Source organism: Variovorax sp. SRS16 (assembly GCF_901827165.1).
Lineage (GTDB): Bacteria > Pseudomonadota > Gammaproteobacteria > Burkholderiales > Burkholderiaceae_C > Variovorax.
In genome coordinates, this window is record NZ_LR594666.1 from 2243154 (window position 1) to 2258819 (window position 15666).

Annotated in this window: 9 protein-coding genes and 1 pseudogene; 6 read left to right on the plus strand and 4 right to left on the minus strand. The window is 67.4% G+C overall.

Annotated elements, in window-relative coordinates; translation table 11 throughout:
- Window positions 1–576 precede the first annotated feature (576 nt).
- From E5P2_RS10895 to E5P2_RS10920, 6 genes are all read left to right on the plus strand, one after another.
- Entirely contained in the window at window positions 577–933 is a 357-nt protein-coding gene (locus E5P2_RS10895; protein WP_162567095.1) for a hypothetical protein, read from the plus strand.
- The gene (locus tag E5P2_RS10900) at window positions 930–2345 is read left to right on the plus strand and encodes a TolC family protein (RefSeq protein WP_162567096.1); all 1416 of its coding nucleotides are present in this window, start codon (window positions 930–932) and stop codon (window positions 2343–2345) included. Before E5P2_RS10895 ends, E5P2_RS10900 begins: the two co-directional genes overlap by 4 nt.
- A gap of 24 nt (window positions 2346–2369) precedes the next feature.
- A complete protein-coding gene (locus tag E5P2_RS10905) occupies window positions 2370–3782 on the plus strand; it encodes a multicopper oxidase family protein (RefSeq protein WP_162567097.1) in 1413 nt (470 codons plus the stop codon).
- A gap of 31 nt (window positions 3783–3813) precedes the next feature.
- Window positions 3814–4302: a cupredoxin domain-containing protein gene (locus tag E5P2_RS10910; RefSeq protein ID WP_162567098.1), complete on the plus strand. Its 489-nt coding sequence runs from the start codon at window positions 3814–3816 to the stop codon at window positions 4300–4302.
- Window positions 4303–4389: 87 nt separating this feature from the next.
- Window positions 4390–4740 carry a copper-binding protein gene (locus E5P2_RS10915; RefSeq protein ID WP_162567099.1) on the plus strand — a complete coding sequence of 117 codons (351 nt, stop codon included), beginning with the start codon at window positions 4390–4392 and terminating at the stop codon, window positions 4738–4740.
- A 322-nt stretch (window positions 4741–5062) separates the two neighbouring features.
- Window positions 5063–5887 (plus strand): methyltransferase, TIGR04325 family, encoded by an 825-nt coding sequence (locus E5P2_RS10920; RefSeq protein ID WP_232080902.1) that lies wholly within the window; start codon window positions 5063–5065, stop codon window positions 5885–5887.
- Here the strand turns inward: E5P2_RS10920 and E5P2_RS10925 are convergent.
- The 4 genes and pseudogenes from E5P2_RS10925 to E5P2_RS10940 all read right to left on the minus strand — a co-directional run.
- Window positions 5832–5966: pseudogene (locus tag E5P2_RS10925) on the minus strand (IS6 family transposase); the annotation flags it as partial. The gene E5P2_RS10920 and the pseudogene E5P2_RS10925 sit on opposite strands and share 56 nt — an antisense overlap.
- 78 nt (window positions 5967–6044) lie before the next feature.
- Window positions 6045–8147, minus strand: coding sequence for an HlyD family efflux transporter periplasmic adaptor subunit (locus E5P2_RS10930; protein WP_174262657.1), 2103 nt, complete (start codon window positions 8145–8147; stop codon window positions 6045–6047).
- A 7-nt stretch (window positions 8148–8154) separates the two neighbouring features.
- On the minus strand, window positions 8155–9549 hold the full coding sequence (locus E5P2_RS10935) for an efflux RND transporter periplasmic adaptor subunit (protein WP_162567101.1): 1395 nt from the start codon (window positions 9547–9549) through the stop codon (window positions 8155–8157).
- Window positions 9546–15614, minus strand: coding sequence for an Ig-like domain-containing protein (locus tag E5P2_RS10940; RefSeq protein ID WP_162567102.1), 6069 nt, complete (start codon window positions 15612–15614; stop codon window positions 9546–9548). Before E5P2_RS10940 ends, E5P2_RS10935 begins: the two co-directional genes overlap by 4 nt.
- Window positions 15615–15666 lie beyond the last annotated feature (52 nt).

The following is a 15666-nucleotide window of genomic DNA, read 5'->3' on the forward strand; positions in this document are numbered from 1 at the left end:
ATCCGTGCCAATGGTCCGGTTCCGCGCAATTCTGCTTTGGCTCGTCATGCTCGCTGTGCCCTTCCAGGGTTATGCGGCGGCGGCCATGGTGTTTTGTGAGACAGGAGCCTTGCCTGAAACATCGTCGGTCGGTGTCTCTCACGACCACGCGAAACACGATCACGCCGCGGCAGACCATGCGACAGCGAATCACGCCAAAGCGGACTCAGGCTCCAGCGTTCATTCGGACCCCACCGCCAGAGCTGAGCAGGTCGACCACGCCGCTGTAGGCGACCTCCCGGATTCATCTCACGCGTGCAGCACCTGCGGCACGTGCAGTGCATGCCACGCCGTGGCACTCACCACGACGCTCTCGGCCGTCGAGAGCAACAGCCTTCCTCAGGCTGACCTCGCAGAACCCTCTGACGTCATGGCGACTGTCTCGCCCAGCGTCCTCGACAAACCTCCTCGCGCCTGATTGCGTTCACGCAGGGCAGCGTTGCTGCTCGCGCCCTTGAACGCCATTCATCGTTCGTCGCCGTCACGCCCTTCGGGGTTCGTTGACGGCACTTCGTTCATGAACATCGCGAGGATTCCATGTTCACTTCGTCGCCGGCCCGTTGGCTGGCTGCTTTGCCCGCCCTCGTGGCCTTGACGGCCGCCGCTCAGGCCAACGCGCCTACGCCTTCTTCTGCATCGGTCGAGCCGGCGCCTTCGCTGTCTTTCCATTCGGCCATGGAGGGCTACAAGCCATTCGCCGAGGAAAAGCCCATCCCCTGGCAACAGGCCAACAAGACCGTCTACCAGCGCGGCGGCTGGCGCGCTTACGCCAAGGAGGCCTCGGAAGGGTCCAAGGACGAGCCTGCCCGGGACACCCCCGCCGAGGGCGTCAATCCGCGCGCTGCCCATTCGATGTCGATGCCGATGACCGAGCCTGCGAAGGAAAAGCCATGAGCCGCGTGCTGCGCCTCACAGCGGGCGCGCTCGCTGCCGCCTTCCTGATGGGGTGCGCGCCGGTCGGCATCGATGACGCCTTGAAGGAAACGAATTCCTCCGCATCCCAATTCACTGGCGGAAAGCTCGAGCTCAGTCGAACGAAGGCACAGCGCGAGGCCCGCGCGGCGCTCGCCGACGACCTGCTGAGCGAGCCGTTATCAGAGGACGGCGCCGTGCGCCTCGCACTCGCGAACAGTCCTTCTGTCCAGGCGCTGATCGCCCAAAGCGGGGCCGCCATCTCCTCAGCCAACCAGACCGGTCGATTGCCCAACCCGGTCTTCACCTTCGAGCGCATGCGCCTGAACAGTGAGCTCGAGCTGGACCGCCTGTTGTCCTTCGGCTTGGTCGATCTCATCTTGTTTCCGCAACGGCTTTCGATTTCGCGCAGCCAGGCAGCCCAGGCCAAGATTCAACTCACGGGCGCGGTGGTCGACCAGGTCACGCAGGTGAAGCAGGCCTGGGTGCGGGCGGTGGCCGCGCAGCAGTCGCTCCAGTACGCGGAGCAGGTCAACCAGTCGGCCGAAGCCAGCGCCGAGCTGGCGCGACGCATGCAGCTCATCGGCAACTTCAGCAAGCTTCAGCGCGCGCGCCAGCAGGTCTTCTATGCCGACGCCACGACGCAGCTTGCCTCAGCGCGCCACGCCGTCACGGCCAGTCGCGAAGCGCTGGTCCGCGGCCTGGGCCTGGACGATTCGCAGGCCGCCAGGCTGCAGCTGCCCGAGCGCCTTCCGGATCTCCCAAAATCGCCACGCGACGCGCGCGAGGTCGCGAGCACTGCCAGCCAGCAGCGCCTCGACGTGCAGCTGGCCCGGGCGCAACTCGATGTAGCAGGGAAGTCACAGGGCATCGATCTGCTGTCGACCTTCGTCGACGTAGACGCCGGCGTGCGGCGCGACACGGTGTTCGACAGCGGGACGCGCAGTACCCGCCGCGGGTTCGAATTCGATATCCGGCTGCCGCTGTTCGACTGGGGTTCTGCCCAGCGCGATGCGATGAATGCGCAGACGCTGGCGGCGGCCAACCGCTATGACGCCACAGTCCGGGGCGCGACCTCCCAATTGCGCGAGGACTATTCGGCCTACCGAACGGCCTATGACATCGCGCGCCATTACCGCGACGAGATCGTGCCCCTGCGCCAGTCCATGGCCGAGGAAAACGTCCTCCGCTACAACGGGATGCTGATCGGCGTCTTCGAGCTGTTGGCCGAAGCACGCGACCAGATCGCGAGCGTGACCCATGCCATCGACGCCCAGCAGCAGTTCTGGCTGGCGGATTCAGCGCTCGCCGCATCGGTGATCGGCAAGCCCATGACCACGGGCGAGTCGATGGCCGGCGCGGCCTCTCAAACCCCTTTCGGCGCCGCGCATTGAGCGGACAGCCATCCATTGAACGACATGAAGAACAGACGCAACTTTCTGAGCGGTGCAGGCGCGATCACGGGCGCGATGGCCGCCGCCTCGGTGAGCCAAGTGGCGATGGCCGCCTTGCCCGAGCCAGTGCTTCAGACCCGGCCCGACACGATGCCACCCCTGACGCCTCCCACCGGTCGACCCTACAACCCCGTGGTCACGCTCAACGGCTGGACGCTGCCCTGGCGCATGAATGGCGGCGTCAAGGAGTTCCACCTGGTCGCTGAGCCGGTGGTGCGCGAGATGGCGCCCGGCTTCAAGGCTCATCTGTGGGGATACAACGGCCAGTCGCCCGGACCCACGATCGAAGTCGTCGAAGGCGACCGCGTGCGCATCTTCGTCACCAACCGGCTGCCCGAGCACACCAGCATCCACTGGCACGGCCAGCGGCTGCCCAATGGCATGGACGGCGTCACGGGCTTGACGCAGCCGCCGATCCAGCCTGGCAAGACCTTCGTCTACGAGTTCGTCGCGCGCCGGCCGGGCACTTTCATGTACCACCCGCATGCGGACGAGATGACGCAGATGGCGATGGGGATGATGGGTTTCTGGGTCACGCATCCCAAGGGAAAGCATCCACTGATCGCCGAGGTCGACCGGGATTTCGTGTTCCTGCTCAATGCCTACGACATCGAGCCCGGCAGCGCGACGCCAAAGATCATGACGATGCTGGACTTCAACCTCTGGTCCTGGAACAGCCGGGTCTTCCCCGGCATCGACTCGCTCAATGTGCGGCAGAACGACAAGGTGAGGGTTCGCATCGGCAACCTGACGATGACCAACCATCCGATGCATCTTCACGGGCACGAGTTCCTCGTGACGGGCACCGACGGTGGCCCTACCCCCCGGAGCGCTCGCTGGTACGAGGTCACCACCGACGTGGCGGTGGGCCAGATGCGCCAGATCGAGTTCTTGGCGGACGAGGAAGGCGATTGGGCGTTCCATTGCCACAAGAGCCACCACACCATGAACGCGATGGGCCACGAGGTGCCGACCATGATCGGCGTCGACCACCGAGACGTCGTCAAGAAGATCGCAAACCTGGTGCCCGACTACATGGTGATGGGCGAGCGCGGCATGGCCGACATGGGCGAGATGGAAATGCCTGTGCCCGACAACACGGCCCGAATGATGACCGGCGAAGGTCCGTTCGGCTCCGTCGAGATGGGCGGCATGTTCAGCGTGGTCAAGGTGCGCAAGGGCCAGAAGCCCGGTGACTACGCCAACCCCGGCTGGTTCAGGCATCCGCCGGGGACCTCGGCCTACGAACTCGACGCACCGCCGCCGGAGCCACCTCGCTCGCGCGGCGCCGGCGCCGCGGCCATGCCAGCGCAGAACATGGCCGCCGAAAGCATCGAGGTCCAGGTGCGCAAGCCCGTCGGGCATTCCGAGCATTGATTTTTCTACCACTCCAAACGAAAGGATTCTCATGAGAACCATCCGCTATGCAGTCTTCGCTGCGTTGACCGCGTTCGCGGCCGCAGGCGCCAGTGCCCACGGTGACAGCCACGATGAAACAGACGCCATCGGCAAGCCGGGCATCGCAACCAAGGCAATTCGAGCCGTCAACATCGAGATGACCGATGCCATGCGCTTTACGCCCGCGAACATCAATGTGAGGCAGGGCGATACGGTCCGTTTCGTCATCACGAACGCCGGAAAGCTCAAGCACGAGCTGATGCTCGGCACCGAGAAAGAGCTCAAGGAGCACTACGAGCTGATGAAAAAGAACCCCGAGATGGAGCACGACGACCCGAACCAGGTGTCGCTCGCCCCTGGAACCAAGGGCGACATCGTCTGGCAGTTCACGAAGGCCGGTGAGGTGGACTTCGCCTGCCTGCAACCGGGTCACTACGACGCCGGCATGAAGGGTATCGTCAACGTGGCCAAAGCCTCCGACAAATATGCGCGCAAGTAGTGCGAACCCACTGACCCGAGCGCCGCACACCACAAAGGTCTGATTGATCGGCGGCCGCTTTTCTCTCATTCAATTCAAAGGATTCTCATGATCAACATTCGCATCGCTCTCGCGGCATCGGTCGCCACACTCTCCCTGTCAGGGGTGTTTCAAGCCCAGGCCGCCACCAACGCCGCAACGCCTGCCGCCGGCGCCACTGCGTCCTCGGCAGCCTCAGAACTCAGCGAGGGTGAAGTCCGCAAGGTGGACAAGGACAACAAGAAGCTCACGCTCAAACATGGGCCTCTCAAGAACCTCGACATGCCGGGCATGACGATGGTTTTCCAAGTGAAGGACGATGCCATGCTGGACAAGGTCCAGGCCGGCGAAAAGGTCCGCTTTCTGGCTGAAAAAGTCGATGGAAAGATCACCGTCATGAAGATCGAAGCTGCGCGCTGAGCCCCGCTCGTCCCGCACGTGCATGCGCCGAGGTCGGGCTGCATTTGGGGGCGGCAGGTTCGTTCATCTGCCCGGTCAAGTTGACACCTCAACCCCTGTAAAGCCTTAGCTGAGGAGCGTACCAACCACAAACAGGAGCGAAGCAAGGCGTGCTTGCAAGGGTGATGCTGCTATGCCGTAATTGCCCGAATGACTCGGTGACGCAATGACTTCAAGGAGCTGATCCGCCGCATGAGGTTTGGCGGCCAACAGAAGGAAGGAGACACATATGACTACCCACAACCCGGTCCAACAACTCCGTGAGATCTTCGAGGGACCGGTCATGCGACCGGTATTGGAGCATTGGCGGCGCAAGCACTTCGTGTCCGAAGAAGGTCTTGCCTCCTGCTACGGCTTGTTCGAAAGCTTCGCGGAAGCACGCGCCTCGTTGCCGCCCAGCCTCGCGTTCGATCACGCTGCACTGGCCGCCGAATATGTTGAGGTCCGCACGAAGCGAATTTTCGCCTACGACTACCCGGTGATGTGGTGGCTCGAGCGTGCGATTCGCCACGGCGCCGCTCGAGTCCTGGACATCGGCGGATCGGTCGGCGTTCACTACTATGCCTATCGACGCTACTTCGAGATGCCCCCGGAACTGACCTGGCGAATTGTCGAGGTGCCCGCCATCGCCTCGATAGGGCGAGAGATGGCGCTGCGAACCGACGCCCGGGCGCTCAGCTTCGTGGAGGACCTGGAGTCCGCGCTTTCCGGCGCCGACATCTGGATTTCCGCAGGCGCCATTCAGTATTTCGAAGACGGCCGCCCGAGTGACTTGCTGAAGCGATGCGCAACAAGGCCGAAACACATCCTCCTCAACAAGCTTCCGCTGTACGCTGGCCAGGACTTCATTACCACGCAGAACCTCGGCGAGGGTTCCTTTTCTCCTTTCCACGTCTATAACCGAGCGGCATTTATTGGGGATATGACGGCGTTGGGCTATACGCTGGGCGACGAGTGGGCTGTCCATGAGCGTTCGCTTTACCTGCCGGGCCACCCTGATCGGTCGTTCCCGACCTTCACGGGCCTCTATTTCACGAACGACATCTGGCGCCCTGCGCAAAGCTCGCGCCGAGCTTGCCGCACCAGCGCCGGATCGTCTCGTAGCTGACGACAACACCGCGCTCAAACAGAAGCTCCTCGATATCGCGCAGGCTCAGTTGAAACCGAAAACACCAGCGTACCGCCTGGCAATGCCCTCAGCATGAGCGGCACAACGCGTTCACGAAGTCGTTCGGCCGCGCGGAAGATTTGCACCAGAACCGAAACTAGAACCCGCCCTCGCGCCAGGCCACCGACACGGCATTGCGCAGGAAGCGCATGGCCGGCACTTCCCATTGCCCGACGATCGCGACGCGTCCGCGCCACGAGGGGCTGGTGGCGGGCAGCGCTTCGTCGGCGTCCAGCACCACGCGGTAGACGGCGTGCTCCGGATAGAGCACGCCATTCTTCTCGCGCACCAGCACGTCGCCACCGAACAAGGACGCCAGTTCCGGCTCGCCGAGCGTGCGGCTGGCGTCGCGGTCGATGCTGGCGACCTTCAGCCGGAGTGCCGGTGCACCCAGGCCGTCGGCGATGAAGAGCGCGCGGTCATCGCGGGCGATGCGGCGCACGGCGTCCTCGTCGACATAGGTCACCACCTGCCACCGCCCCGGAGTGACCACCGAGCCCAGGTATTCTTGGGTCTTGAGCCATTCCCCGGGTCGCAGGTCCGGATCGACATCGACCATCACGCCATCGTGCAGGGCCGCCGGGCGGTAGCGCTGCAGATCGGTGCCGACGGCCGCCTGCTCGGCATTGGCGAAGCCCAGCTGGTCGTTGAGCACGAGCCAGTCCCTGCGGCTCGCGGCGTCGAGGCCCGAGGACGCCGACTGCCACGCCAGCAGATGCTGACGCGTTGCGGCCTCGCTGGCGCGCAGCTCGAGCTCCGGCGAGGACAGGCGCAGCAGCGGCTGACCCGCCTGCACGGCCTGTCCATTGGCCACCGGCAGCGCTTCGAGCATGGCGTTGGCCGGTGCATAGAGGGCCTGCCGGGTCTGCGGCTGCAGCAGGCCTGACGTGCGCACGCGGTCCGGCCAGGGCAGAAAGAAGACCAGCACCAGCAGCACCGCCAGCACCGCGCTGCGCCGGGCTCGCGGACTGCGGCGCAATGCGGGCCCGCGGGCGCGCCATGCCTGAAGTTCGCGCCACAGGGGCAGCGTGACGAACCAGCCCATCTCCACCGCGAACAGGACAATGCCGACGGCCTTGATGAAGAAGTGATAGACCAGCGCCGCAATGCCGAGGAACAGCACCAGCCGGTAGATCCAGACCGCCCAGGCGAACAGGATCAGGCCCGCGTGCAGCCGGCGCGGGAAGGCCTCGGGCACCGGTTCGCCGAGCGCGAACAGGCGTTCGCGCAAGTCCCAGCGTGCCAGGGCGAAGGCGCGGCTGTGCAGGTTGGGCAAGCCGAGGTAGTCCGACAGCATGTAGTAGCCGTCGAAGCGCATGAAGGGACTGGCGTTGATGGCCAGCGTCGTGATCCAGGTGGTGGTCGAGAGCAGGAATGCGATCTGCTTGGCACCGCCTTCGGGCAGCCAGCTCCAGGCCAGCGTCGCCCAGACGGCAATGCACAGCTCGGTGACGATGCCGGCGCTGGCCACCGCCAGGCGCTGCCCGCGGTTCGCCAGCTTCCACACTTCGTTGGTGTCGGTATAGGCCACCGGCCACATCACCAGCAACGCCACGCCCATGGTCGGCACCCGGCAGCCATAGCGCTTGGCCGTGAGTGCATGGCCCATCTCGTGGCAGGTCTTGGCGAACACGATGGTGCAGCCATACAGGACGGCGCCGTTCCAGCTCAGCGTGTCCATCAGCGTCGCGGAGAAGTGGTCCCACTCGCGGTAGACGCCGGCCAGCCCGAACACACCGGCGACAAGGGTCAGCCGACGGAATGCGGGACTGAACAGGAAGGTGAGCTGCGGTTGCAGCCACGTCAGCCAGCGGTCCGGCCGCAACAGCGGAATGCGAAAGAACAAGTAGTTGTGCAACAGCCACTGGTACCAATTGCCGCGCTCTCTGTCGCGCATCGCGGCCAATGCCGCGGCCGATCCGTTGCCCGGCTGCAGCAGTTGCTGGTCGCGCAGGAAGGCCACCAGGCGGTCGAGCGCTTCGCCCTCGAGCTGCAAGGCCGTATCGCGTTGGATCTCTTCCAGCACCGCCTGCGGATCGCGCAAGTCCCAGCGGCTGAGCATTTCGAAGCTGGGCCAGTCGAGCTGGAAGAACAGGTTGCGCACGGGGTCGTGCAGCGTCCAGCTGGGCTGGCCGTCGGCCAGCCGCGGACCGGTGCCGATGGCCAGTTCCTGGCGCAGCATGGGCAGGCTCGGCGGCATGGCGGCCTTACATGGCGAGGAACTGCCGAATGCTGGCCAGCGGGCGCCGCAGCATCCAGTAGATCAGCGGCACGCGCTCGCCGGACAGCTTGGCCGTGCCCTTGAGACCGATGCGCTGGTCGAGCGGGCTGTCGAGCGTGGCCCGCACGCGGTAGGCGTAGCTGCCGTCCGGCCGCGCCGTGGCGCGGTGGCTCATGTAGCGCAGCGTGCCCGACACCGGCGACAGCGGCGAGGCCGCCAGGTACAGGTTCAGCGGCGCCTTGTCGGCCAATGGAATGGCATCGCCGATCGGCACCCAGGCTTCGATCTCGACGTCGGTGGGCGAGGCCACCTGCATGATGCGTTCGCCAGTTTGCACCGGGCGACCGATCCATTCGGACGGATCGTCGAACAGCACGATGCCCGCCTGCGGCGCCAGCACGCGCGAGCGCTGGGCCTGGCCTTCGAGGAAGCCCGACTGCGCCTTCTTCTCCTCGATCTTGCCGAGCAGCGTGGCCAGTTGGGTCTTGGCACGCGGGTCGTTGAGCACCATCTGCGCGGCTTGCCGGTATTCGGCCTCCGCGGTGCCCAGCGCCTCGCGCGCCACGGTCAGTCGGCTGTCGATCGGCGCCTGGTCGAACGAGAACAGCGCTGCGCCGGCCGCTACCACCTGGTTGGGACGGACCGCGAAATCGGCGATCACGCCGTCCAGTGGCGCGCGGACGGTGGTCGGGTTGGCGGGCACCAGTTCGCCGGGCGCCAGCACCGTGAGGCGAACCGGCACGCACGCCGCGGCCAGCAGCAGCAGGCCGGCGCCAACCCCGCGGCGCCACCTCTGACCTCGGGCGCCGCCCTGCCACCAGCCGTGCAGCCGTGCGGGCAGGCCGCCCATGGACGACCATGCGGAACGCCGATGCGTGGCGCGCCAGGCGTGCTGCCAGATGTCCATCCATTCGTCCAGCACGGCCAATTGCTCGGGCGACGAAGGGGCATCGCCCGCCAGCAGCAGCCCTGCCCGTTGTGCGGCGCCGCCGGCCTGCCCCGCCGCGTGCCGGTGCAGGCTGCGCAGCGGCACCCAGGTCGCGAAGGCGGGCAGCCATTCGCTCCAGGCGGCGCCGACGTCGCGCGGCAACTGCGCCGGCTCGACGGCCAGTGCGCCGCCGGTTTCACGCTGTGCGGCCAGCGTGCGGCACAGCTGGTCGATCCACTGCGCATAGGGCGCGTTGGCTTCGACCGACACCACACCGGACAGCGTGTGGACGCCCGCGGTACCGAACCACAGCGCGGCCTGGCGGTACGGGGTCAGCACGCGGGTGTCGTTGACGGCGAGGAAGGCCAGTTCGTTGTCGCTGGCCGCGGCGCGGGCGCGCTGCGCGAGCTCGAGCAGCTTGAGCAGGGGATGGGCTGGCGCGCCGGGATTCATGTCCGTGATCTTGCCTCCGCCGCACCGCGCGACAGGGCGGCCAGGCGCCCGGCAGCGCCGCCGCGCGCGATGCGCAACTGGTCGCTCAGGCTGGCGCGGCCTGCCGGCTCTGCAAGGTCGAGACGCCACTCGGCATGCGCGGCCTTGAGGCTCGCATCCTTGGTCACCGTGATCTTGAACACCTGCACCGCCTCGCGTCCCTGGGCATCGCGCGCCACCACCTTGAAAGTCAGCGTGCCTTCGAAGCCCAGCGGCGGCGTGCCTTCGAAGCGCGCCGTGCGGGCATCGAACTTGAGCCAGCGCGGCAAGGGCGTTCCGTCCGCCGACTGGGCGCTGAGTTCGATCGCTGCGTTCTCGTCGGCATGGGCGAAGGTGTCGACGGGCAGTTGCAGGGAGAAGCGGTCGCCGCCATGCGCGCTGAAGTCGGCCATCGGCCGGTTCGAGATCAGCGATTCGCCGCTGCCGCGCAGTTCGGGCAGCACCACGATCTGGAAGGCACCATCGGCCGCCGGCCGCGTCAGCAGGGGCAGGAAGGCGGCTTGCTCGGGGCGCGCGCCCCGGAAATCGAAGGATGCGGAGAGCACAGTGGAATCGAGTGCGGACAGATCGACGTCGAGGCTGCTGACCCAGGTGCCCGACGGCGACGTTGTCTCGCTGAAGACGGGAAGCACCGCCGGCGCATCGGAGGGCGGCGCGTCGTGCACCGCCGAGGGAAGTGCCTCGACAGGAAGCGACGGCGGTCCGGGTGGCAGTGGCGGCACGGGCAGCGCTTGCAGCGGCGGCTGAGCCGGGGCTGTCGCCGCACTCACGACCAGCGGCGCACTGGCATTGCCCGCGGCATCGAGCACCTGCACCTGCAAGGCGCCCATGCCTGCGTTGGCGATCGACCACGTGGTCCCGTCGGCGCCGATCAGCGCGGGAACCCATGTGGCACCGCCATCGAGCGATGCCGCCACCGATTCGCCTGCAACCAGCGGCGCCGACAGCCCCCCGCTGACGCTGCCGCCGTCACCCCGCGTCGCCGAGGTCGCGGTCGTCGTGGGCGCCGTGGTGTCGAGCGTGTAGAGCCTCGCGAGGGTGGCGCCGTCGTTGCCGGCGGCGTCGGTGATCCTGAGCCTCAGCGTGTTGCTGCCGGCCAGCGTGACGCCGCTCCAGCTCAGGCGGGTGCCCGAGACCTTGCCGGTGATGTCGATCCACGTGGCGCCGCCATCCAGCGAGCCGAGGACGATGTCGTTGGCCGCCAGCGGGGCACCGAGCGTGACCGTGACGGTCTGTGCGGCGGTGCGGGTGATGAAGTCGGAGCTGCTGCTGCCCGTGTCCGCGGACAGCGCCAGGTTGCCGAGGCTCATGGCCGGCGCCGTCGTGTCCAGCACATAGGCCTGCGCACGCGCGGCGCCGTCGTTGCCGACGTTGTCCGTGACGCGCAACAGGAGCGTGTTGCTGCCGGCCAATGCGATGCCGTCCCAGCTCAGCGTGGTGCCGCCGACCTTGGCCGTGATGTCGACCCAGGTGGTGCCGCCGTCGAGCGAGCCGAAGACCGCGTCGCCGGCCGCCAGCGGCGCGCTGAGCGTCGCCGTGAGGGTCTGGGCGGCGATGCGGGTGATGAAGTCGCTGCTGCTCGTGCCGGTATCGGCCGAGAGCGCGAGGTTGGAGAACACGATCGTGGGCGCGGTGGTGTCCAGCACATAGGCCTGCGACAGCACGGCACCGTCGTTGCCCGCGGCGTCGCTCACCTTGACCTGGAGCGTGTTGCTGGCCGTCAGGGTCTGACCGGCCAGCGACCAGGCATTGCTGCCGACCGCGCCGGTCGCGGCGCTCCAGGTGGCGCCGTTGTCGAGCGAGACGTACACGGTTTCGCCGGCGACCAGGTTGGCCGACAGCGTGCCGCTGACGGTCTGCGCCGCCGCGTTGGTGATGAAGTCGCTCGACGAGCTTCCGCTGTCGTTGGAGAAGGCGGCGCTGGCGACGCTGGTGGTGGGCGCCGTGGTGTCGAGCACGTAGGCCTGGCTGGTGGCGGCGCCGTCGTTGCCGGCCGCGTCGGTCACGCGCAGCTTCAGCGTGTCGCTGGCGGCCAGCGTGATGCCGGTCCAGGTCAGCGTGGTGCCGCTGACCTTGCTGGTGATGTCGGTCCAGGTGGCGCCGTTGTCGAGCGAGCCGTAGACGATGTCGCCGGCCGCCGGGGCGCCGCTGAGCGTCGCGCTGAGGGTCTGGGCCGCACTGTTCGTGATGAAGTCCGCATGGCTCGCGCCGGTGTCGGCCGACAGCGCGAGGTTGCCGAAGCCGATCGTCGGCGCGGTGGTGTCGAGCACATAGGCTTGCGCGTAGGCGGCGCCGTTGTTGCCGGCGTCGTCGGTGACGCGCACCCTGAGCGTGCCGCTGCCGCTCAGCGTCTGGCCGGCAAGCGACCAGGTGTTGGCGCCGACAGAGGCGGTGGCCAGGGCCCAGGTCGCACCGTTGTCGAGCGAGACGTAGACCGACTCGCCCGCAGCCAGGTTGGCCGACAGGGTGCCGCTGACGGTCTGCGCGGCGACGCGGGTGATGAAGTCGCTGCCGGAGGTGCCGGTGTCGGCCGAGAAGGATGCGCTGGCCACGGTATTGGTCGGCGCGGCCGTGTCGACGACGATGTCCTTGTTGGCACCGAGCGAGCCGGCCGTACCCGGCGTGGCCAGCGCGACCGAGGCGGCCACGTGGGCGCCGCCGGCATCGACGATGGTGGCACCGTTCAGGGCCAGCGCGCTGGTCCCGCTGTAGTCGAGGTCGGCGCTGTTCTGGCCGGCGCCGACGACGTAGCTGAAGCTCAGCGTGCCGGTGCCTGAGCCGCCGATGTAGGTGGCGCTGCCGCCGCCGTCGAGCGCCAGCGTCGGCGTGCCGCCGGTGGTGTCGACGGTCACCGCATTCGAGAAATCCACGGTGATGGTGATGGTCTGGCCGCTGCCGTAGGCGCCGTCGGCCGTGCTTGCGCCGACGTTGGTGATGCTGGGTTGCGTGCCGTCGACATCGACGGCGGCGGTGCTGCCGACGCTGTTGAGGGTGGTCACGGCGTCGTTGCCGGCGGCATCCTGCATGAGGGCGCCGTTGGACGACAGCGCGCCGACCGTGATGCCGTTGGCATCCAGGTCGCCGGTCGGCACGGTGTAGCGGAACACCAGCGCGCTGGTGCCCGAACCGGACACGTAGTCGGCGTAGCGGGTGGTGGCGCCCACCACGACGGCGATGCGCGGCGTGCCGCCGAAGGTATCGACGATGACGGCCTCGTCGAAGTTGACCGTGAAGTCCAGCGCGTTGCCGCCGTAGTAGGTGCCGTTGGCCGGCACCGCCACCGAGGTGACGGCGGGCGCGGTGGCGTCGATGGTGACGGTCAGTCCTGCGGAAGCAGCCGAGGCGTTGCCGGCGGTGTCGGTCGACACCGCGGTCAGGGTGTGGCTGCCCTCGCCCAGCACGCCGGTGGTGTAGGTCCACCCGCCCGCGCCGGCGGTGACGGTGCCGAGCAGCGTGGCGCCATCGTAGATCGTGACGGTGCTGCCGTTCTCGGCCGTGCCGCTCAGCGTGGGTGTAGTGTCGAGGGTGATGTTGTCGTTGTTGAGCGGGCCGGTGTCGCTGGCCGTGGCCAGATCCGGTGTGCCCGGCGTGGCCGGCGTGCTGGTGTCGAGCACATAGGCCTGGGTCTTGGCGCTGCCCGTGTTGCCGGCGGCGTCGACGATCCGCAGCTGCAGCGTGTCGCTGCCGGCCAGCGTGACGCCGTTCCAGCTCAAGGCCGTGCCGCTGACCTTGCTGGTGATGTCGGTCCAGGTGGCGCCGTTGTCGAGCGAGCCCCAGACGATGTCGCCGCCGGCCGGCGCGGCGCTCAGCGTGGCGCTGATGGTCTGGGCCGCGGTCCGGGTGATGAAGTCGCTGTTGCTCGTGCCGGTGTCGGCCGACAGCGCCAGGCCGCCGAAGGTGGTGGTTGGCGCGGTGGTGTCGTAGACATAGGCCTGCGACAGCACGGCGCCGTCGTTGCCGGCGCGGTCGCTGACCTTGACCTGGAGCGTGCTGCTGGCCGTCAGCGTGTGCCCGGCCAGCGACCAGGTGTTCTGGCCCACGTTGGCCGTGGCGGCGAACCAGCTGGCGCCGTTGTCGAGCGAGACCTGGACGCTTTCGCCGCTGGCCAGGTTGGCCGACAAGGTGCCGCTGATCGTCTGCGCCGCCGCGTTGGTGATGAAGTCGCTCGACGAGCTGCCGCTGTCGTTGGAGAAGGCGGCGCTGGCCACGCTCTTGGCGGGGGCCGTGGTGTCGAGCGTGTAGTTCTGGAAGCTGAGGCTGCTGTCGTTGCCGGCTGCGTCGGTCACCTTGAGCATGATGGAGCTGCTGCCGGCGCCCAGCGTGGCGCCGTTCCAGCTCAGCGTGGTGCCGGAGACCTTGCTGGTGATGTCGGTCCAGCTGCTGCCGCCGTCGGTCGAGCCCCAGACGACATCGGTGCCGGCCGGCGCATTGGTGAGCGTGGCGGTGATGGTCTGGGCCGCCGTCCTGGTGATGAAGTCGGTGCTGCTGGCGCCGGTGTCGGCCGACAGCGAGATGCCGGTGAAGGCGGTGGTCGGCGCCGTGGTGTCCAGCGTGTAGCTGTGCGAGTAGGCGGTGCTGGAGCTGTCGACATTGCTGACGCGGGCGAGAAAGGTGCTGCCGCCGGCCAGCGTGGTGGTGGTGCTCCAGGCGCTGCTGCCGACCGCGTAGCTGGTGGCGTCGCTCCAGCTGTTGCCGTTGTCGTAGGACACTTGGACCTTTTCGCCGCTGCCCAGGTTGGCCGACAGCGTGCCGCTGATGGTCTGCGCGGCGGTGTTGGTGATGAAGTCGCTGCTGCTGGTGCCGGTGTCGTTCGACAGATGGGCGGTGGCGACCGTGGCCGTCGGCGGCAGCAGCTTGACGTTCTCGATGTCGAAGTTCTGGAACAGCGCGTAGTCGTTCGCGGTCAGCACCACCTGCGTGACGTGGTCGGTGGACGCGCTGAAGCTGGACAATGTCTGCCACGTCTCGAGACCCGACTGGGTGATGCTGCGCGTCGAGCCGTCCGCATACGTCAGGTCGAGTGTCAGGCTGCCCGAACTCGCGACCACCTCGAAGGCGGACAGATCGAACATGTAGCCGCTCTGGACCTGGAGAGTCAGCTTGTAGACGTCGTGGCCGCCGCTGCTTCCTTCGTAGGCAAAGATCCCGCTGCTTGCATCACCGGTATCGGCGGTGGAGTACACGCCCAGTCCGCCCGAGCCGCCGCCGCCCGACAGGGTGAAAGTCCTGCCGTCGATGATCCTCGTGATCGACGTTTGATCCCAGCCCGCCAGGTCCGAATCGGTGTTGGGGTCGAAGGTCAGGACAGTGAGGAGGCCCTGGTAGCCGTCGATGTGCAGCGCATCGGTTGCGACCTTGCCGACATGCGTTTCGAGGGTCCAGTCTCCGCCCCTGTCCGCTGCCCCTGTCGCATTCGTCGATGCGGCGATGTCGGCGCCGGTGAGGCTTGCCAGATCATCGACGAAGCGTTGGCCGTCGCTGCCGGCGGCGACATCGCACCCGTAGAGAAGCAGGTCGCCCCCGGCGGTGAGCGCATGGCCGATTTCGGCCAGTTCCGTCTGCACGGTCCCGGATGCCAGCGTGGCATCGCTTAGCACCGTCGTGCCCAGGTCGAGCTTTCCTTCCGAGCCGTGCGAGAGGATGTGGATCGCGTCCAATCCGCTCTGCGTGGCGGCCCATTGCGCGATCTGCGCCAGGCCGTCGCGGCTGCCGTCGAACTCGACGATGCCCACGCCGTCGCGCACGCCCGCTTCCAGGCTCTTGTAGTTGGCCAGCGAGGTGTCGACCACCACCACTTCCTTCTTGCCTTCGTCCTTGGCTGGCTCGATGGCGCGCACCTGCACCGCGGGCGGCACGGGCGGCGGTGCGCTGTCGTGCGCGGCTTGCGCGTGGTGGGCCGCATCGGCGGCCGCACCGTCGAACATGAAGCGCTGTTCCAGCGCGAGCAGTTGCGACGAGGCACGCAGCAGGCGGCGGCCGCGGAAGGCGCCGGCCGGCAGGCGCAGGGGAGAGAGCGACGGATTCATGGCAGATTCCCTGAGGTGGCGCAGCGTGGGCGGTGTGGCTGCTGGACAGGTG